This is a genomic window from Kitasatospora sp. NPDC043949 (genome assembly GCF_056435365.1).
In genome coordinates this window covers 415,045-433,939 of sequence record NZ_JBWKEQ010000001.1, presented here as the reverse complement: position 1 = coordinate 433,939, position 18,895 = coordinate 415,045, and the positions used below count along the sequence as shown (strand labels likewise).

The window sequence follows — 18,895 nt, the reverse complement described above, 5'->3', positions numbered from 1 at the left end:
CCGAAACCGGCTGACGGACCCGCGCCACGGCACACCCGCTCGCGTCCGGCCCGTCGACGCCGGGCGGTGCCCGTGGATAGGGTCGGGCCCCATGGCTGGCAGACCGCCGGGCGCACCGCCCCAGACGACTGCGACGAGGCCCGGCGCCGCCACGGCGTCCGGACCCGTGACGGCCCGGTTGCGCAGGAGGCTCCGCCGGGTCCGCCGAAGGCTGCGCACGGCCGGTGTGGACTACTTCCGCGGCGGCGCCGCCGACTGGCCGGTGCTCTGCGCGCTCGCCCTGCTCGTCCCGCTGCTGATCCTGCTCAACATCTGGATCCCCGCCTGGGCCCCGCCCACCGCGCTGGTCCTGCCGATCCTGGCCGGCGCGCTGCTGCTGCGCCCCGGCAGCCTGGTGGTGCTGTACGCGCTGGCGGCGCTCGGCCTGTCCGCCGAGTCGGTGATCCACACCGGCCAGCGGGTGGCCAGCGAGAACCCCGAGGCCTACATCTACGGCGTCACCCCGGGCGCGGCCCTGGTGGTCGGCGCCGCCGGGGTGGGCGGCCTGCTGCTGGCCCAGTTCCGGGCCCGGGTCGGCGTGCCCTGGTGGGGCGGCTCGACCATGCTGTTCGACCTGCGCGAGCGGCTGCGGGTGCAGAGCCGGGTGCCGGAGCTGCCGGACGGCTGGCACGCCGACATGGCGCTGCGCCCGGCCGGCGGGCAGTCCTTCTCCGGGGACTTCGTGGTCGCCGCCCGCACCGGCCCGGGCCAGCGGCTGCTGGAGGTGGTCCTCGCGGACGTCTCCGGCAAGGGCATGGACGCCGGCTCCCGCGCGCTGCTGCTCTCCGGCGCCTTCGGCGGCCTGGTGGGCTCGCTGCCCGCGCACGACTTCCTGCCCGCCGCCAACGGCTACCTGCTGCGCCAGTCCTGGGAGGAGGGCTTCGCGACCGCCGTCCACCTGGTGCTGGACCTGGACACCGGCGAGTACGAGCTGCTGTCGGCCGGGCACCTGCCGGGGATGCAGCGGCTGGCGGGCGCCGGGCACTGGGAGGTCAAGGAGGCCGAGGGCCCGCTGCTCGGGATCTACGACGGCGCGAAGTTCGACGGCGTGCGCGGCCGGCTGAACCGCGGCGACGTGCTGATGCTGTGCACCGACGGCATGGTCGAGGAGCCGGGCCGGGACCTCTCCGAGGGGATGGACCGGCTGATGGGAGAGGCGGACCGGCTGGTGCCCGGCAGCGGTCCGGGCGCGGGGGCCGGTGCGGCGGCCGCGCTGATCGAGACGGTGGCCCGGGACATCAACGACGACCGCGCGGTCCTGCTGCTCTGGCGCGACTGACGCCCCCTCGGCCCGGCCGTCCGTCACCGGACGGACCGGCACATGCCGCGGGCACGTGCTGTCAAGCCGGGCAGCCGATCTTCGGCCAAATCGGCCGCCCCTTCGGCTGACCGGACCTGCGGCTTCCGTTACCCGCCCCCGGCCGCCTTCCGGCCGCTCAGCGCCGCCCCGCCGACGATTCGTCAGAACGGCTCCGCTATCGTCCCGGTCGGCGGAAACTCGTCTCGCATCGCAGGATATCGGCGTTGGGCTGACTGTCAGACCTTTACGCAATCGGCACGGTCGACCACACTGAGTCCGGGCGGGACTGTTCAGGATTCGGGGGATGGGGGGCGTCACGTGCGGCACGGCAGACAACGTTCGACCGCGCCGGGCTCCCTCGCCGGTGGTGTGCCGGTCGATCCGCGATTCCGCCTCGGGACCGTCGGACAGGCCGGGGTCCGGCTTCGCAGGTGCCGCCGGGCGGCGGCACCACGCTATGAAACGAGGAAGTGAGTCCGGGTGGCACTCTCCGTCTCCGCGCTGGTCCTGTTCGCAATCCTGTGCATCATCTTCATCCGCAACAAGCAGCTGAAGATCGCGCACGGCATCATCGCCGCCCTGTTCGGCTTCATGCTGCACGAGACCACGGTCGCGGGCTCGATCAACTCCCTGCTGGCGAACCTCGCCCACAGCATCTCGGGCATCACCGGCGGCTGACCCGGCCGGGCCGTCCGCGACCCCCGCGAGGGGATCACCGGCCGGCCCGTCTGGCCTCCCGCCAGCGAGCGAACAGTCCCCGGGGGCGGGCCGCCGCCTGGGCGGGGGCGCGCATCGGCGCGGGTGCCGCGGCACCCGCCGCGGCGGCCTGCCCCGGCGCCGCCGAATCGGCCGTCAACAGCACGAACAGCCGCGCCCAGCACAGTCGTTCGCCCCGCGGCCAGTCCATCGCGCGCAGCGCCGCTGACGCGGCCTCCGACACCTCGCCGTCGACCCGGACCTCGGCGACGTCGTCGCCCGCCTTCCCGCCCAGGAAGAGCTTCACCCCGACCGGACCCGGCCCGGCCAGCTGCGGCCGCAGCGCGGGCGCGAGCGCCGGCAGCACCCGGTGCTCGGCGAGCCAGCCCGCCAGGTGCTCGTTGCCGAAGCCGAACACCGCCGCCGGCCCCTGGACGGCGTGCCAGCCCTGGAGTTCGGCGTGGTCCGCGTGGTCGGCGTGCACGCCGCGCCCGTCCGTCAGTTCGACCAGCACCGAGGCGGTGGTGGTCGCCCACATCTTCACCGCGTTGGCGAGCTTCTCCTCCTCGGTCTTGCCGAGGCCGGCCGCGCAGTCCCACACCACCGGGGCGTCCGCCCGGCCCAGGTGCAGCACGTAGCCGAGGTCGACGTGGCCGGCGCCGTCGTCCCCGGGGTGCTCGCGCACCGCCACCGCCGTCGTCCCCGGGCCGCGCACCACCTCGCCGTCGGCGGTGAACTCCTGCCCGAGGCGTGCCATCTCCCGGACGACACAGCGCTGTATGACGGCCAGCCGCTCCTGGGGACGCACCGGGACTCCTCCACCTCGGAGCGCGGCGGGTGAGCTCCCGCTCGAACTGCGCTCGAACGCCGCCGAGGCTATCGGCCCGGCAGCCAGGCGGGAAACCGTCCGGCCTCCCCGGTTCTCCAGTCGCGGAAATGTCTGGAATGCACCACTTTGGGAAGCGGAACCGCCCTGTGGCCGCCGGCCGGGGCCCTGCCGCCCGCCTGGAGAGCCCGCATGACCCGCACCGCCCCGACGAGGCCGTCATCGCTCCCGACGGCCCCTCCGCCCCCCCCTCCGCCCCTTCTGGCGGGCCCGGACGGCTCCGGCCTGGCCGCCGAGATCGAGGCCTACCTCGCCTCGCTGCCCGCCCCCGCGCGCCACCCGGTGCCGTACGTCTGCCCCCACGGCACCACCGTGCGGCCGTGGTGCGCCGGCCACCCGGCGCCCCGGGCCACCCTGCTCGACCGGGCGCTGCGCCGCCCGGCCCGCCCGGTGCCGGTCAGCGCCGCCGACCACCTGCGACTCGCCTCCCGCTACATCGGCGCCCACGGCTGGCTGCAGGGCGCGATGTGGGACGCGCGCGGACGGGTCTGCCTGCTCGGCGCCCAGGCCGCCGTCCTCGCGCACGGCTACGGCACCCCGGCCACCGTGCGCACCGCCCGGGTCCAGCTGATGGAGGTGCTGCACGCGACCGGCCGCCCGGCGCGCTCCCCGGACGAGTACAACGACCGCCCCGCCACCCGGGAGGCCGACGTCCACCGGCTGCTCGACCGGGCCGCCGCCCGGGCCGCCCGGCTCGGACTCTGAACCGGCCCTCCCGGCCTCCGCCCCCGGACGCCGGGCTCGCGGGGCCGCCGGGCCGCCCGGAAACGCCAACGGCCCCGGTGCGTGGAGACGCACCGGGGCCGGGCCGATGAGCGGGCGACGAGAATCGAACTCGCGTGACTAGTTTGGAAGACTAGGGCTCTACCATTGAGCTACGCCCGCGCGATCCCCCGGTCGTTGCCGGCCGGAAGTTCGGGGGACAGCGTACCCGGTCCAGCCGCTTCCGCGCACACCGGATTCTGCGCGCGCTCCCTCGGACCGCCCCCGAATATGTCGGCGAGCCGCCAGGGCCCGACGTGTACGCTTCCTCTCGGCACCACGGGGTGTGGCGCAGTTTGGTAGCGCGTCCGCTTTGGGAGCGGAAGGCCGTCGGTTCGAATCCGGTCACCCCGACAGTGCGGCAGGGTCTCGTCCACCGTGGCGGGGCCCTGTTCTGTTCGGGCCCGACGGTGGCGCCTGGCGTCCGCCTTTCGTGGTACCGGTAGGATGGGGCGCTGGCGGTAGTCCCTGCGGTCTCAACCCAGGTCAACCGCACGAGGGCGAGGAGTCACTCTCACCGTCCACCCCCCACGGGAGATGCAGCTCCAACCCTTCATCGCCCGTCTCGCCCGACCCACTCGTACGGCCTCGGCCGGCGGCCGGGAACGGCGGAGGCAACCTGACCGCAAGCCCATAGGAGACCTAACCGTGAAGAGCGCCGTCGAGACTCTGAACCCGACCCGGGTTCGACTCACCGTCGAGGTGCCCTTCGAGGAGCTCAAGCCCAGCCTCGACGCGGCGTACAAGAAGATCAACCAGCAGGTCACGGTTCCGGGCTTCCGCAAGGGCAAGATCCCGGCTCGCGTCATCGACCAGCGTTTCGGCCGCGGTGCCGTGCTGGAGGAGGCCGTCAACGACGCCCTGCCGCGCTTCTACACGCAGGCCGTCGACGAGGGCAAGATCGAGGTCCTCGGCCAGCCCGACATCACCAACATCGAGGGTGTCGAGAAGATCGCCGATGGCGGTGACCTGAAGTTCACCGCAGAGGTGGACATCCGTCCGGAGATCACCCTTCCGGACTTCGCCTCCATCGAGGTGACCGTCGACCCGATCGTCGTCTCCGACGAGGACATCGAGAAGTCCCTGGAGCAGCTGCGCGAGCGCTTCTCCTCGGTCAAGGACGTCGAGCGCGCCGCGGCCGCCGGCGACATCGTGGTCGTGGACCTGATCGCCAAGGTCGACGGCGAGGTGCCGGAGGACGGCACCGCCAACGGCGTCAGCTACGAGATCGGCTCGGGCCGCCTGATCGACGGCATCGACGACGCCGTGACCGGCCTGGAGGCCGGTGGCACCGCCACCTTCTCCACCGAGCTCAAGGGTGGCACCCAGGCGGGCCAGACCTCCGAGGTCACCGTCACCGTCACCGCCGTCCAGGAGAAGGAGCTGCCCGAGCTGGACGACGAGTTCGCCCAGCTGGCCAGCGAGTTCGACACCCTGGAGGCCCTGCGCGACGACTCCCGCAAGCGCCTGGAGCGCATGAAGGAGTACGACCAGGCCACCCAGGCCCAGGAGAAGGTGCTGGACGCCCTGCTCGGCCTGGTCGAGATCGAGTTCCCGGAGAAGCTCCTCAAGGACGAGGTCGAGACCCGCAAGCACAACCTGGAGCACCACCAGCTCCAGCCGATGGGCCTCGACATCGACAGCTACCTGGAGACCCAGGGCAAGACCCGCGAGGAGTGGGACGCCGAGATCGAGGAGCAGGCGAAGAAGGGCATCAAGACCCAGTTCGTCCTGGACCAGATCGTCGCCGACGAAGAGCTGGGTGTTAACCAGGAGGAGCTGACCGAGCACCTCATCCGCCGCGCCGCCGGCTCGGGTCTCACCCCGGACCAGTTCGCGCAGCAGGTCGTCCAGGGTGGCCAGGTGCCGCTGCTGGTCGGCGAGGTCGCCCGCGGTAAGGCGCTGGCCACCGTGGTCGAGGCCGCCAAGGTCGTCGACACCGAGGGCAACGAGGTCAACTTCGACGACGAGGACGAGACGGCCGACACCGTCGAGGCCCCGGCCGCCGAGGAGACCGCCGCCGAGGAGAAGACCGAGGCCTGAGTGCCCCGGTAGCCCCTGAGGTCTGCGACGGGCCCGGACGCCGTACGGTGTCCGGGCCCGTCGTCGTCCCCCGGGGCGGGCCCGACCCTGCGCTCACAGCGAACAGTTCTGCGTGAGGGATTCTGCGGCCCGGCCTGCGCGTTAGGGTCCTTGGACAGCACCAATCACACCGTGATACCCGGAAGCTGTGCGACATCGTGACGGCCGTGGAGCGACCGTCCAAATCGACTGAGCAGGTGGCTAAGTGACGTTCCCGCAGATGCAGATGCCTGGCCCGATGGCGCCGCACGCCGCCTCTGGTGACGTGCTCGGCGGCCTGGGAGACCAGGTGTACAACCGGCTGCTCAACGAGCGGATCATCTTCCTCGGCCAGCAGGTCGACGACGACATCGCCAACAAGATCACCGCCCAGCTGCTGCTGCTGGCCGCGGACCCGGAAAAGGACATCTTCCTTTACATCAACTCCCCGGGCGGTTCGATCTCGGCGGGCATGGCGATCTACGACACCATGCAGTACATCAAGAACGACGTCGTCACCATCGCGATGGGCATGGCGGCCTCGATGGGCCAGTTCCTGCTGACCGCCGGCGCCAAGGGCAAGCGCTTCTCGCTGCCGAACGCCAACATCCTGATGCACCAGCCCTCCGCCGGCCTCGGCGGCTCCGCCACCGACATCCGCATCCAGGCCGAGCAGCTGCTGCGCACCAAGAAGCGGATGTCCGAGCTGATCGCCTTCCACAGCGGCCAGTCCTTCGAGCAGATCACCAGGGACTCCGACCGCGACCGTTGGTTCACGCCGGAGGAGGCCCTGGAGTACGGCCTGATCGACGCGATCATGCACAGCGCCGCGGACGTCCCCGGCGGCGGCGGCACGGGCGCCTGAGCCTCGGCCCGGCCCACGAGACCACAGCCACAACGCCCCGGAGGACAAGAACCCCCATGAACATCCCCAGCCTGTCGGCCGCCCAGGCCCGCGTCGAGGACATGCGCGCCGAGGGTCGCTACATCGTCCCGCGCTTCGTCGAGCGCACCACGCAGGGCATCCGCGAGTACGACCCGTACGCCAAGCTGTTCGAGGAGCGCATCATCTTCCTCGGCTCGCAGGTCGACGACGTCTCGGCGAACGACATCATGGCGCAGCTGCTGTGCCTGGAGTCGATGGACCCGGACCGCGAGATCCAGATGTACATCAACTCGCCCGGCGGCTCGTTCACGGCCCTGACGGCCATCTACGACACCATGCAGTACGTGAAGCCGGACATCACCACGGTCTGCATGGGCCAGGCGGCCTCCGCCGCGGCCGTGCTGCTCGCGGCCGGCACCCCCGGCAAGCGGATGGCGCTGCCGAACGCCCGCATCCTGATCCACCAGCCGTACACCGAGACGGGCCGCGGCCAGGTGTCCGACCTGGAGATCCAGGCCAAGGAGATCTTCCGGATGCGCGAGCAGCTGGAGCAGATGCTCTCCAAGCACTCCAACAAGCCGGTGGAGCAGGTGCGCGAGGACATCGAGCGCGACAAGATCCTCACCGCCGAGGAGGCCTTGGAGTACGGCCTCGTCGACCAGATCATCTCCACCCGCAAGACCTCGCTGACCTCCTGAGGCCGGCACCCTCCGAGGCGGGGCGCGCATCCTGCGTGCGCGCCCCGCTCCGGTTCGTCGGCGGCCTCCGCAACGGCATCTGTTCGGTATCAATTCGCCCAGGGCGTAGGGCAGACCCGGCGAAGAGGACGGAATCAGGGGCCCGGCAGAGTACCGTCGGATAGCGAGACCGATCGCCGTCGGCGTTGACGGTCCACAGCACCAGGCCCCGGAACCCCTGCGGGGCCCCTGGCGAAGGGGAAGCACCTCGTGGCACGCATCGGAGACGGTGGCGACCTGCTCAAGTGCTCGTTCTGCGGCAAGTCGCAGAAGCAGGTGAAGAAGCTGATCGCCGGCCCAGGCGTGTACATCTGCGACGAGTGCATCGACCTGTGCAACGAGATCATCGAGGAGGAACTCGCCGAGACCTCCGAGGTGCGCTTCGAGGAGTTGCCGAAGCCGCGGGAGATCTACGAGTTCCTGGACCAGTACGTGGTCGGCCAGGACCTCGCCAAGAAGGCGCTGTCGGTGGCGGTCTACAACCACTACAAGCGCGTCCAGGCCGGCGAGGCGGGCCGCAGCGGCGGCAACGGCCGCGAGGACGCCATCGAGCTGGCCAAGTCCAACATCCTGCTGCTGGGCCCCACCGGCTCCGGCAAGACGCTGCTGGCGCAGACCCTGGCCCGGATGCTCAACGTGCCGTTCGCGATCGCGGACGCCACCGCGCTGACCGAGGCCGGGTACGTCGGCGAGGACGTCGAGAACATCCTGCTCAAGCTGATCCAGGCGGCCGACTACGACGTCAAGAAGGCCGAGACCGGGATCATCTACATCGACGAGATCGACAAGGTCGCGCGCAAGAGCGAGAACCCGTCGATCACCCGGGACGTCTCCGGCGAGGGCGTGCAGCAGGCGCTGCTGAAGATCCTGGAGGGCACCACCGCCTCGGTGCCGCCGCAGGGCGGGCGCAAGCACCCGCACCAGGAGTTCATCCAGATCGACACCACCAACGTGCTGTTCATCGTCGGCGGCGCGTTCGCCGGCCTGGAGCGGATCATCGAGGGCCGGGCCGGCGCCAAGGGCATCGGCTTCGGCGCCAACATCCGCTCCAAGCGGGAGTCGGACGCCAGCGACCACTTCCGCCAGGTGATGCCCGAGGACCTGGTGAAGTTCGGCATGATCCCCGAGTTCATCGGCCGGCTGCCGGTGATCACCAGCGTGCACAACCTGGACCGCGAGGCGCTCCTGCAGATCCTCACCGAGCCGAAGAACGCGCTGGTCAAGCAGTACCGCAAGCTCTTCGAACTGGACGGCGTGGAGCTGGAGTTCTCCCGGGACGCGCTGGAGGCGATCGCCGACCAGGCGATCCTGCGCGGCACCGGCGCGCGCGGCCTGCGGGCCATCATGGAGGAGGTGCTGATGTCCGTGATGTACGAGGTGCCCTCGCGTCAGGACGTCGCCCGCGTGGTGGTCACCGGGGACGTGGTCTCCAAGCACGCCATCCCCACCCTCGTCCCGCGCGACATGATCAAGCGCGAGCGGCGCGAGAAGAGCGCCTGACCCGCGCCCGCCGTATCCGAAAGGGCCCCGCACCGACCGGTGCGGGGCCCTTCGGCGTTTCCCGGTGCCCGGAGGGTCACCGGCGGTTCCCGGTGGACTACTTGGGGACCTCGGCGACCGCGCGCAGGTCGCGGGTGTCGGCGGCGAGCTTGTCCAGGTCCGGCTTGGCGCTCGGGTCGGCCACCGTCATGACCATCACCAGGCCGCTGCTGTCGGCCCAGGAGCAGATGCCCATCGTGGTCCCGGCCTCGCTCTCGCCGCCGACGACCGCGGCGCACTCCATCGCGCCGCCCTTGGGGCCGGCGTCCACCACGTGCCGGTCGCTGAGCTTGCGACCGGTGGACGCCATGCCCTGGAACGCCTGGTCCAGTTCCTGCTTCGGCGCCAGGACCTTGCCGTAGCCCCCGAACACGACCAGCTGAGGCTCCGACTGCGCGTTCTGGTAGAGGGCGCCCACCCCGGTGGGGTTCCAGTTGCCGTCGCCCTTGCCGAAGCTGGAGGTGAGCCCCTTCTCCAGGGTGTCGGCGACCTGGGGGTCGTCGCTCTGGCGCAGGTCCTTGAACGTGGCCGGCAGGACGATCTTCTGGGTGCCCGCGTTGCTGGCGACGTCGTAGACGAAGTAGGCGAGCGTGCCGCCGCCCAGCAGGACGAAGGCGCCGACGACGCCGAGCACGGTCCAGAGCGTCTTGCGGGACTTGCGCGGCGGCGGTACCGGCGGGTAGGCGCCGTACCCCGGGTAGGCACCCGGCTCGCCGACCGGCGGGTAGCCGGGCGGCGGGCTCTGCGGCGGGATGCCGCCGTAGCCCGGCGGGGCCGGCGGGGGCGGCGGTGCGTCGTGTCCCGGCTGCGGCGGGGGGCCGTAGGGGTTCTGCTCGGTCACGCGAGGCCTCTCTGATGGCGATGCCCGGGTGCCGCCCGGCGCGGCCGGTGGCGGCGGGGACGTGGTGCTGACGTGTGGTGACGCGGCGGGGCGGTGCTCGGTTACTTGGCGACGACCATGGCGTCGCGGATCGCCCGGGTCCTGTCCGCGGCCTGGGCCGGGGTGAGGCCCTGGCCGCCGCCGGTCAGGCTGATCTTGCTGAAGGTGATCCGGCCGGTGGTGGACTTGTCCGCCCACACGCAGACGGTGGGCCCGGCCTTGCCCGCGATGACGCCGGCCACGCCGCAGGCGAGCTTCGCCGAGGAGCTGTGGCCGTCCTGCGCCGGGAAGTCCGTCAGCGGCGTGGTCCAGGTCAGCCCGCCGGTGTCCTTCTTCGAGTCGTCGATGATCTGGCCGGGGTCGTTGAGCTCCCCGTAGACGCCGACCACGGAGAGCGTGTCGAGGGCGTCGGAGCCCTTGCTGTAGCTGGCCGCCAGCACGCTGAGGTTCTTGCCGAACTTCGCCGCCTCGGGCTTGGCCGGGTCGACGGCCTCCTCCTTGGCGGACTTCTGGGTGTAGCCGTCCGGCAGCGACTGCGGCGCGGAGATCTTGTACTGGCCGCCCTGGTCGTCGCCGAGGAACTTCCACGCGGCGAAGCCGCCGCCGCCCAGCACCAGCGCGCCCACGACCAGGCCGACCACCAGGCCGGTCCGGCCCTTCTTCGGCGGCGGCGGGTAGCCCGGCTGGCCGTACGGGGCCTGCGGCGGGTAGCCGTACGGGGGCTGCGGGGCACCGTAGGGCGGCTGGGGAGCGCCGTAGGGCTGGCCGTCCTGCGGCGGGTAGCCGTACTGGGGCGGCTGCTGCGGGGCGCCGTAGGGCGGCGGTGGCTGCGGCGGGCCGTACGGGGGCTGGCCCCCGTACGGCTGAGGCTGTCCCTGCGGTTGTCCCTGCGGATACTGCTGGCCCTGGCCGTACATCTGCGTCCGTGCTCCCCCGCCGCACCCGCGGCCTGTCGTCGTGTCGTCCCGGGGTCCGTGCGGACACCGGACGAGTGCCCGGGAACGGTACCGTACGGTGTCCGCCACCGAGCCGATCGGGCGGGTCGCGTCCGCGCGGCGAAAGCGGTTCGTAACACGTGCCCGCGGTTACGTAAACTGTGCGTCGTGACCGACACGACGAACCAGCACCCCGTGAGCACCTTTGCCGGGGACGAAGCAGCAACTCTCCCGACGACCTACACCCCCGCGGACGTAGAGGGCGAGCTGTACGAGCGCTGGGTAGAGCGTGGCTACTTCACCGCGGACGCCAAGAGCGACAAGCCCCCGTTCACCATCGTCATCCCCCCGCCGAACGTGACCGGCAGCCTGCACCTGGGCCACGCCTTCGAGCACACGCTGATCGACGCGCTGGTCCGCCGCAAGCGGATGCAGGGCTACGAGGCGCTGTGGCAGCCCGGAATGGACCACGCCGGCATCGCCACCCAGAACGTGGTCGAGCGCGAGCTCGCCAAGGAGAGCAAGTCCCGCCACGACCTGGGCCGGGAGGCCTTCGTCGAGCGCGTCTGGAAGTGGAAGGCGGAGTCCGGCGGCCAGATCTCCGGCCAGATGCGCCGCCTGGGCGACGGTGTGGACTGGTCCCGCGAGCGATTCACCATGGACGAGGGCCTGTCCCAGGCCGTCCAGACCATCTTCAAGAAGCTCTTCGACGACGAGCTGATCTACCGGGCCGAGCGCATCATCAACTGGTGCCCGCGCTGCCTGACCGCCATCTCGGACATCGAGGTGGAGTACCAGGACGACGACGGCGAGCTGGTCTCGATCCGCTACGGCGAGGGCGACGCCTCGATCGTCGTCGCCACCACCCGCGCCGAGACGATGCTGGGCGATACCGCGGTCGCCGTCCACCCGGACGACGAGCGCTACCGCCACCTGGTCGGCACCGAGATCGAGCTGCCGTTGACCGGCCGTCGGATCCCCGTGGTCGCCGACGCCCACGTCGACCCGGAGTTCGGCACCGGCGCCGTCAAGGTGACGCCCGCGCACGACCCGAACGACTTCGAGATCGGCCAGCGGCACGGCCTGCCCTCGGTCGCCGTCATGGACGAGCACGCGGTCATCACCGTGCACGGCCCGTTCCTCGGCCTGGACCGGCTGGAGGCCCGCTCGGCGATCGTCGCCGCGCTGCGCGCCGACGGCCGGATCGCCGCCGAGAAGCGCCCGTACGTCCACTCGGTCGGCCACTGCTCGCGCTGCAAGACCACCATCGAGCCGCGGCTGTCCATGCAGTGGTGGGTCAAGGTCGGCCCGCTCGCGAAGGCCGCCGGCGACGCGGTCCGCGACGGCAAGGTCAAGATCCACCCGCAGGAGATGGAGAAGCGTTACTTCGACTGGGTCGACAACCTGCACGACTGGTGCATCTCGCGCCAGCTGTGGTGGGGCCACCGCATCCCGGTCTGGTACGGCCCGAACGGCGAGGTCGTCTGCGTCGGCCCGGACGAGCAGCCGCCCACCGGCGAGGGCTGGCACCAGGACAACGACGTCCTGGACACCTGGTTCTCCTCCGGACTGTGGCCGTTCTCCACGCTCGGCTGGCCGGAGCAGACCGAGAGCCTGGCGAAGTTCTACCCGAACTCCGTCCTGGTCACCGGCTACGACATCCTGTTCTTCTGGGTCGCCCGGATGATGATGTTCGGCCTCTACGCGATGGACGGCACCCCGCCGTTCCACACCATCGCGCTGCACGGCATGGTCCGTGACCAGAACGGCAAGAAGATGTCGAAGTCCTTCGGCAACGTGGTCAACCCGCTGGACTGGATGGACAAGTACGGTTCGGACGCGCTGCGCTTCACGCTGGCGCGCGGTGCCAACCCGGGCGTCGACGTGCCGATCGGCGAGGACTGGGTCCAGGCGGCCCGCAACTTCGCCAACAAGATCTGGAACGCCACCCGCTTCGCGCTGATGAACGGCGCCACCGTCGAGGGCCCGCTGCCCGCGCCGGAGGAACTGACCGCGACCGACCGCTGGATCCTGTCGCGCCTGAACAGCACCGTCGCCGAGGTGGACGCGCTGTACGAGGACTACCAGTTCTCCAAGCTGTCCGAGGCGCTGTACCACTTCGCCTGGGACGAGGTCTTCGACTGGTACGTCGAGCTGTCCAAGACCACCCTGGCCAAGGGCGGCCCGCAGGCCGACGCCGCGCGCCGGGTGCTCGGCGAGGTCCTGGACGTCACGCTGCGGCTGCTGCACCCGATCGTGCCCTTCGTCACCGACACCCTGTGGACCACGCTCACCGGCGCCGAGTCGCTGGTCATCGCCGACTGGCCGACGGACAGCGGTTACCGCGATGCCGAGGCCGAGGCCGAGATCGCCACGCTGCAGCAGGTGGTCACCGAGGTCCGCCGGTTCCGCTCGGACCAGGGCCTCAAGCCGGGCCAGCGCGTCCCGGCGAAGCTGGAGCTGGACGGCACCGTGCTGGCCGTCCACGAGGACGCGATCCGCTCGCTGCTGCGGCTGACCGTCCCCGAGGAGGGCTTCGCGGCCACCGCCTCGCTCCCGGTCGCCGGCGCCACCGTCGCGCTCGACCTCTCCGGCACCATCGACGTCGCGGCGGAGCGCAAGCGCCTCGCCAAGGACCTCGCGGCCGCCGAGAAGGAGAAGGCGCAGACCACGGCCAAGCTCGGCAACGAGGCGTTCCTCGCGAAGGCGCCGGACGAGGTGGTCGCCAAGATCCGGGGCCGTCAGGAGGCCGCCGAGGCCGACATCGCCCGGATCACCGCCCAGCTCGCGGCGCTGCCGCAGGGCTGAGCCCGTACCGGTCCGTGAGGGGCCGCACTCCGCGACGCGCGGGGTGCGGCCCCTCCGGCGTTTCCGGGCGGCTCGGCCGGGCACGGCGGCGGTGTTCTTTTTGCTACGCCTAATAGCCCAGCAACATTGCTCCCTTCCGGCGAATATTCATCCTGGACCGGGTGAGGTCCTATTCCTTCCGAATTCATTCCGGTCTTGCCCGCGCGGGTTCGCGGAAGTTTGCAGGTCGGATGTGTACGGTGTGCACGGAGTTTCTGACGGGTGTTTCTGCTGAGCGTTCCTGCTGAGCCGACGGACGGGAGGGCATGGCGTGGTGGTGACCGAGGAATTGGCCGAAGAACTTCCTGCCGAGGCGGTGGAGGAGGCCAAGGCCAGGGCGGCGACCCTGCTGCTGGCGTTCCGCCACGGCAACCAGCTCGCCTTCGACCACGAGCTGGACCTGCTCCTCGCCGAGCGCGCCGAGCGCGAGGTGACCACCCTGCTCGCCTGGATCGCCGCCGAGGCCGTCCGCAAGGCGTACGCGCCCGAGGTCGGCGACCGGGTACTGCGGGCGATGGCCCGGCGCGCCCCGGCCGACAACGGCGCGGTCGCGGTGGACGAGGAGAGCGCGGACGCCGCCCGGCTGATCGAGGCGGTGGCCGCCGGTGAGGTGGCCGAGGTGCGCGGCCTGGTCGCCTCGACCGCCGACACCACCTTCCTGCTCGGCGGTCTGCTCCAGGGCGTCGCGATGATGCTGCCGCTGCTGCCCGAGGGCGAACTGGCCGAGATCACGGCCGAGTTGCGCCGCCGGCACGGCGGGCCCGCGGCACACGTCCCGGAGGCCCGGGCCGGGGTCTGAACCCCGGTCCGGGCAGGGGGCGTCACGGCATGGCGTGCAGGTGCGCGCCGATGGTGCCCGCGACCGGGTTGCCCGCCTTGGCGTCCCAGTTGGTCGACCAGGTCATCGCCCCGCCGATGCCCGGCCAGGTGGTGTCGGGCTTGTAGCTGCCGCAGTTGGTGCCGGCGGCCAGGCAGTCCAGCGCGTTGTCGACCACGCTCGGGCTGACGTACCCGCCGCCCGCCGCGCTGGTGGAGGCCGGCACGCCGAGCCCCACCTGGTCGGGCCGCAGCCCGCCCTTGAGCTGGATGCAGGCCAGCCCGGTGAGGAAGTCCTCGGTGCCCTGCGAGTAGACGTTGCCGTCGCAGCCGTTCATCGCACCGGAGTTGTAGTACTGCATGTTGACGATGGTGAGGATGTCCTTCACGTTCAGCGCCAGCTTGAAGTACTCCATGCCGGTCGACTGCATGTCGATGGTCTGCGGCGCCATGGTGAGGACGAACCCGCTGCCGCTCTTCGCCGCCAGCGAGTGCAGCGCCTGGCCCAGGTAGGCGGCGTTGACGCCGTTCTCCAGGTCGATGTCGACCCCGTCGAAGCCGTAGCCCTGCATCAGCGCCCACGCGGTGCTCGCGAAGTTGGCCGCCGAGGTCGGGTCGCTCACCGACACCGTGCCGTTCTGCCCGCCGACCGAGAGCACCACCTTCTTGCCGGCCGCCCGCTTGGCCGCGATGTCGGCCTTGAACTGGGCGTCGGTGTAGCCGCCGAGGCGGGAGGAGAGGGCGGGGTCCAGGGTGAAGCCCAGCCCGCCCGGTGTGGTGGTGGCGTCGGCGAAGGAGACCGCGATGATGTCGTAGGCGGCCGGGACGTCGCTGATCCGCTGGACGGTGGCGCCGTTGTCGAAGTTCTGCCAGTAGCCGGTCAGGATGTGCTTGGGCAGGCCGGGAGGCTTGCCGGTCGAGGTGGCGGTCGGGCTTGCGGTGCCGGTGTCCGTGGGGGAGGGGCTGCCGGTGCCGGTGGGGCTCGGGGACGTGGTGGCGGTCGGGCTCTGGGAGGGCTGCGGTCCGCCCGGGCCGATCAGCGAGACGTCGTCGGCGAGGAAGGCGGGCTGCCCGTACCAGCCGTGCAGGTAGACGGTGACGCTGGTGGTGCCCGGGCCGGTGGTGAAGCCGGTGCTCAGCTGGGCCCAGCCGGTGGAGTTCGTCCAGGTGCCGGGGTCGGTGCCGCCGGTGCCGCGGGCGCCCAGGTAGACGTACGAGCCCTGGACCCAGGAGCTCAGCGTGTACGTCGAGGAGGGCTGCACGGCGACGGTCTGGGTGCACTCGCCGGTGTCGCCCGAGCCCGGGGTGGACTGCAGGGCGTAGCGGCCGGAGTGCACGGTCGCGCTCTGGACGGCGCCGTTGCCGCAGGACCAGCCGGACAGGGTGCCGGTCTCGAAGCCGCCGTTGGTGATCAGGTCGGGGTCGGCGGCCTGGGCGCCGGTGCCGGTGGCGAGGGCGAGCCCGCTCAGGCCGAGGGCGATGGCGCAGGCCCCGGCGAGCAGGGTGTGGGCGGCGCGTGGGCGCCGGTGTCGGGCAGGTGGCATGACTCCATCTCCTGTGGGGGAGGCCCGGCGGCGCGCCTGGGTGGTGGGGGTGGAGCGCCGTCCGGGGTGTCGATGGTGCGCGTGCGGGAGCTACCGACAACTCAAGTCCCTGTCGGGGGAGGAGACTTGACTCACAAGGTGGAGTAGACCAATCCGGCTGTCAAGAGGGCGCTAGGCGGCCGACGGCCGTGCCCTGGAGTCGGCTGCTCCGGGCTCGGCCGGCTCGGCGACCGCGGCGGTGAGCGCGGCGATCCGCGCCGAGGCCAGGCCGTCGCCGTACGGGCTCGGGGTGGCCGCGAGCCGGGCGAGCCGCTCGGGGGTGTCGGCCAGCCAGGTCCGGGCCAGCGCGCCCAGGTCCTCGTCGGGGCCCACCAGCGCGGCGAAGCCCGCCGCCACCGCCTCCGGACGCTCGGTGGAGCGGCGCACCACCAGCAGCGGGCGGCCGAGCACGGTGCACTCCTCCTGCACGCCGCCGGAGTCGGAGACCAGTAGCGCGGCGTGGCTCGCCAGGCCCAGGAAGTCGGCGTACCCGACCGGCCCGGTGACGGCCAGGTGCTCCAGCAGGGCGTCCAGCGCGAAGCGCTCGACGGCGGCCCGGGTACGCGGATGCATCGGGAACAGCACCGGGGTGCCCGCCCGGGCGATCCGGTCCAGTTCGGCCAGCACGGCGCCCAGTGCCTCGGCGGTGTCGGTGTTCTCCGGGCGGTGCACGGTGGCCAGCACGTAGCCGTCCGGGCGCAGCCCGTGCGCGGCGAGCAGCGCGGCGCGGTCGGCCGCGGCCGGCAGCTGGCGGCGGACCACCTCGACGACGGTGTTGCCGGTGAGCGCGATCCGCTCCTCGGCGAGGGCCTCGGCGCGCAGGTTGGCGACGTTGTCCCCGGTGGCGGCGCAGAGCAGGTCGGAGACGTGGTCGACCATCACCCGGTTGTGCTCCTCGGGCATCGCCCGGTCGAAGCTGCGCAGCCCGGCCTCGACGTGCACCAGCGGGATCTCCCGGGCGTTGGCGGCCAGCGCCCCGGCGAGGGTGGCGTTGGTGTCGCCCTGGACGACCACGGCGGCGGGGCGGTCCTCGGCGAAGGCGGCGTCCAGCTGGCCGAGGGACTGGGCGATCTGGCCGGCCCGGGGGCGCCCGCCGACGCCGGTGAGCAGTTCGGGGCGGGGCAGGTCGAGGTCGCGCAGGAAGCGGCCGGACATCGCCTCGTCCCAGTGCTGGCCGGTGTGCACCAGGCGGGTGGCGTCGCCGAGTTCGTGGATCAGCGGGGCGAGCTTGACCAGTTCGGGGCGGGTGCCGAGGACGACGGCGACGCTGGCGGGGGGAAGGCACATGCTCATGGGGAGGCTCCGAGGGGGTGGGGCTGCTCAGGGCTCGGGCGCGGGGCTCGGGCGCGGGGCTCAGGCGCGGGGCTCAGGACCGAGGCTCAGGACTCGAGGGCGGTGGGGGCGCCGAGGGCGACCTTCTCGGCGTTGCGCCGGGTCTTGGCCCAGCCGTTGCGGCCGAGCAGCATCCGGGCGGCGGCCCGGGTGGCGACCACGAAGAGGTGGTAGGCGTAGAGCCAGATCAGGACGCCCCAGAGCAGCCCGGTGAGCCGGCCGCGGTTGGGGTGGACGAGCCGGCGGTAGGCGAAGCCCCAGAGCATCATCGGCAGGGTGGCGACCGCGAAGGCGAGCAGCATCCACGGGCCGAACCTGACGTGGAAGTCGGCGGTTTCGGCGGGGAAGAGCACCAGCCCGGCCGCGGTGATCCCGAGCGAGAGCGGGAACAGCAGGACCAGCAGGACGCAGACGACGGGCTGGAGGAAGGTGTACAGCACCTCGGCCTTGCCGGACCAGGTGTAGAAGGGGGAGCGCAGCACCCGGCCGGTGTAGCGCAGGCACTGCATGTTGCCCTGGGCCCAGCGGGTGCGCTGGGTGAGGAAGCGGCGCAGCGAGATCAGGCCCTCCTGGGAGACCTGGGTCTCGGTGACGTGGGTGAGGCGCCAGCCGGCCAGGCGCAGGTCGAGGCCGGACTCGTAGTCCTCCAGCAGGGCGCGCTCGGGCCAGGGGCGGCCGGCCCGGCCCTCCTCGGCGGTGAGCGAGTCGAGGGCGGTGAGGCGGACGAACTGGCCGTTCCCGCCGAGGCCGACGCTGCCGGTGCGGCGGCGCAGCAGCTGCATGCCGGCGTTGTTGGCCTGGAACTCGACGTCCTGCATCCGGACCAGGGCGCGGGCGAACGCGTTGGCGGCGCGGCCTCGGCCGGGCAGCGGGAGTTCGTCGTCGGCGTTGCGCATCCGCACGCCGATCTGGACGGCGCCGGTGTCGGGGCGGCCGAGTGCCTTGTCGTTGCAGACCTGGGGGAGGGTGCCGGGGTCGAGCCGTCCGTCGGCGTCGACGACGCCGATCACCACGCGGGAGCGGTCGGTGCCCCCGGGCAGCCAGGCGGTGATCTCGCGGTAGGCGGCGTTGAGGGCGGCGCCCTTGCCGATCCGGGCGTGCGGGCGGCGGCGCTGGACGAGGTGGACGCGGTCGTCGTGGGCCGCGGCGGCGAGGACGAGGTCGCGGGTGGCGTCCTCGCTGTCGTCGTCGATCACCCACAGGTGGGCCTCGGGTGCGTTCTCGCGTAGGCCGGCCAGGGTCTGGGTGACCACGGCCTCCTCGTCGCGGCAGGGGATCACCAGGTGCCACTGGAAGGCGGCCGGGTCGCCGGGCTCGGCGGGCCGGTTGTGCCGGAAGGCGTGCCGGGAGCCGGCCCAGTACAGGAGGAAGCGTCCGAAGACGAAGGCCATGTAGCCGACGAGCGCCAGTGAGACCAGTCCGGCGAACCAGACGACGGCGTCCTGGCGGAGCACGATCCAGTCGTGCAGGGCGTCGGGCATGGCGTGGTACTCCTCATGATCAAAGGCGGTGCGGCTCCAGGGGGTGCGAATCGATGCTTCATTGCGGTTCAAACTCGCCAAAGAGATAGTAAAGGGGGCAAATTGGAAACCCCGA

The 18,895-nt window shown here is 71.9% G+C and carries 15 protein-coding genes and 2 tRNA genes; 10 read left to right on the top strand and 7 right to left on the bottom strand.

Annotated elements, in window-relative coordinates; genetic code table 11:
* The first annotated feature begins 226 nt into the window (after positions 1-226).
* A complete protein-coding gene (locus AC07AL_RS02100; RefSeq protein WP_400805335.1) occupies positions 227-1,318 on the top strand; it encodes a PP2C family protein-serine/threonine phosphatase in 1,092 nt (363 codons plus the stop codon).
* Positions 1,319-1,819: 501 nt separating this feature from the next.
* The gene (locus AC07AL_RS02095; protein WP_063347574.1) at positions 1,820-2,017 is read left to right on the top strand and encodes a hypothetical protein; all 198 of its coding nucleotides are present in this window, start codon (positions 1,820-1,822) and stop codon (positions 2,015-2,017) included.
* A 34-nt stretch (positions 2,018-2,051) separates the two neighbouring features.
* On the opposite strand, the gene AC07AL_RS02090 is transcribed toward AC07AL_RS02095, so the two are convergent.
* On the bottom strand, positions 2,052-2,843 hold the full coding sequence (locus AC07AL_RS02090; protein WP_363629180.1) for a DUF6348 family protein: 792 nt from the start codon (positions 2,841-2,843) through the stop codon (positions 2,052-2,054).
* Positions 2,844-3,053: 210 nt separating this feature from the next.
* Between AC07AL_RS02090 and AC07AL_RS02085 the strand changes: the two genes are divergently transcribed.
* Complete coding sequence (locus AC07AL_RS02085; protein ID WP_478316494.1) at positions 3,054-3,626, top strand: DUF6197 family protein; 573 nt, start codon at positions 3,054-3,056, stop codon at positions 3,624-3,626.
* Between the two features lie 109 nt (positions 3,627-3,735).
* Here the strand turns inward: AC07AL_RS02085 and AC07AL_RS02080 are convergent.
* A tRNA-Gly gene (locus tag AC07AL_RS02080) sits at positions 3,736-3,806 on the bottom strand.
* A 157-nt stretch (positions 3,807-3,963) separates the two neighbouring features.
* On the opposite strand from AC07AL_RS02080, the gene AC07AL_RS02075 reads away from it, so the two are divergent.
* The 5 genes from AC07AL_RS02075 to clpX all read left to right on the top strand — a co-directional run bounded on the left by AC07AL_RS02075 (position 3,964) and on the right by clpX (position 8,867).
* Positions 3,964-4,037 (top strand) — tRNA-Pro (locus AC07AL_RS02075).
* A gap of 294 nt (positions 4,038-4,331) precedes the next feature.
* Positions 4,332-5,726: a trigger factor gene (gene tig, locus AC07AL_RS02070; protein WP_400985136.1), complete on the top strand. Its 1,395-nt coding sequence runs from the start codon at positions 4,332-4,334 to the stop codon at positions 5,724-5,726.
* Positions 5,727-5,991: 265 nt separating this feature from the next.
* Positions 5,992-6,609 (top strand): ATP-dependent Clp protease proteolytic subunit, encoded by a 618-nt coding sequence (locus AC07AL_RS02065; RefSeq protein ID WP_360211667.1) that lies wholly within the window; start codon positions 5,992-5,994, stop codon positions 6,607-6,609.
* 56 nt (positions 6,610-6,665) lie between these two features.
* A complete protein-coding gene (locus AC07AL_RS02060; protein ID WP_350886164.1) occupies positions 6,666-7,328 on the top strand; it encodes an ATP-dependent Clp protease proteolytic subunit in 663 nt (220 codons plus the stop codon).
* A 249-nt stretch (positions 7,329-7,577) separates the two neighbouring features.
* The gene (clpX, locus tag AC07AL_RS02055; protein ID WP_063347569.1) at positions 7,578-8,867 is read left to right on the top strand and encodes an ATP-dependent Clp protease ATP-binding subunit ClpX; all 1,290 of its coding nucleotides are present in this window, start codon (positions 7,578-7,580) and stop codon (positions 8,865-8,867) included.
* A gap of 97 nt (positions 8,868-8,964) precedes the next feature.
* On the opposite strand, the gene AC07AL_RS02050 is transcribed toward clpX, so the two are convergent.
* Positions 8,965-9,747: a hypothetical protein gene (locus tag AC07AL_RS02050; protein WP_363586431.1), complete on the bottom strand. Its 783-nt coding sequence runs from the start codon at positions 9,745-9,747 to the stop codon at positions 8,965-8,967.
* A gap of 101 nt (positions 9,748-9,848) precedes the next feature.
* On the bottom strand, positions 9,849-10,703 hold the full coding sequence (locus AC07AL_RS02045; protein WP_363586430.1) for a hypothetical protein: 855 nt from the start codon (positions 10,701-10,703) through the stop codon (positions 9,849-9,851).
* Positions 10,704-10,916: 213 nt separating this feature from the next.
* Here AC07AL_RS02045 and AC07AL_RS02040 point away from each other — a divergent pair, with 213 nt between their 5' ends.
* Both AC07AL_RS02040 and AC07AL_RS02035 read left to right on the top strand, forming a co-directional pair.
* A complete protein-coding gene (locus tag AC07AL_RS02040; RefSeq protein ID WP_363586438.1) occupies positions 10,917-13,529 on the top strand; it encodes a valine--tRNA ligase in 2,613 nt (870 codons plus the stop codon).
* 316 nt (positions 13,530-13,845) lie between these two features.
* Complete coding sequence (locus AC07AL_RS02035; protein WP_363586429.1) at positions 13,846-14,367, top strand: hypothetical protein; 522 nt, start codon at positions 13,846-13,848, stop codon at positions 14,365-14,367.
* 22 nt (positions 14,368-14,389) lie between these two features.
* Here AC07AL_RS02035 and AC07AL_RS02030 read toward each other — a convergent pair whose 3' ends face one another.
* The 3 genes from AC07AL_RS02030 to AC07AL_RS02020 form a co-directional block, all read right to left on the bottom strand.
* Positions 14,390-15,928 (bottom strand): chitinase, encoded by a 1,539-nt coding sequence (locus AC07AL_RS02030; RefSeq protein WP_363586428.1) that lies wholly within the window; start codon positions 15,926-15,928, stop codon positions 14,390-14,392.
* A gap of 171 nt (positions 15,929-16,099) precedes the next feature.
* A complete protein-coding gene (gene wecB / locus AC07AL_RS02025) occupies positions 16,100-17,260 on the bottom strand; it encodes a non-hydrolyzing UDP-N-acetylglucosamine 2-epimerase (RefSeq protein ID WP_400805347.1) in 1,161 nt (386 codons plus the stop codon).
* 86 nt (positions 17,261-17,346) lie between these two features.
* Positions 17,347-18,780 carry a glycosyltransferase family 2 protein gene (locus tag AC07AL_RS02020; protein WP_363586426.1) on the bottom strand — a complete coding sequence of 478 codons (1,434 nt, stop codon included), beginning with the start codon at positions 18,778-18,780 and terminating at the stop codon, positions 17,347-17,349.
* Between the last annotated feature and the right edge of the window lie 115 nt (positions 18,781-18,895).

Bases quoted from the DNA above. Each gene is read 5' to 3' on its own strand.
- AC07AL_RS02065 (WP_360211667.1), top strand. From the start codon at position 5,992: ATGCCTGGCCCGATGGCGCCGCACGCCGCCTCTGGTGACGTGCTCGGC.
- AC07AL_RS02030 (WP_363586428.1), bottom strand. From the start codon at position 15,928: ATGCCACCTGCCCGACACCGGCGCCCACGCGCCGCCCACACCCTGCTC.
- AC07AL_RS02085 (WP_478316494.1), top strand. From the start codon at position 3,054: ATGACCCGCACCGCCCCGACGAGGCCGTCATCGCTCCCGACGGCCCCT.
- wecB (WP_400805347.1), bottom strand. From the start codon at position 17,260: ATGAGCATGTGCCTTCCCCCCGCCAGCGTCGCCGTCGTCCTCGGCACC.
- AC07AL_RS02045 (WP_363586430.1), bottom strand. From the start codon at position 10,703: ATGTACGGCCAGGGCCAGCAGTATCCGCAGGGACAACCGCAGGGACAG.
- AC07AL_RS02060 (WP_350886164.1), top strand. From the start codon at position 6,666: ATGAACATCCCCAGCCTGTCGGCCGCCCAGGCCCGCGTCGAGGACATG.
- AC07AL_RS02020 (WP_363586426.1), bottom strand. From the start codon at position 18,780: ATGCCCGACGCCCTGCACGACTGGATCGTGCTCCGCCAGGACGCCGTC.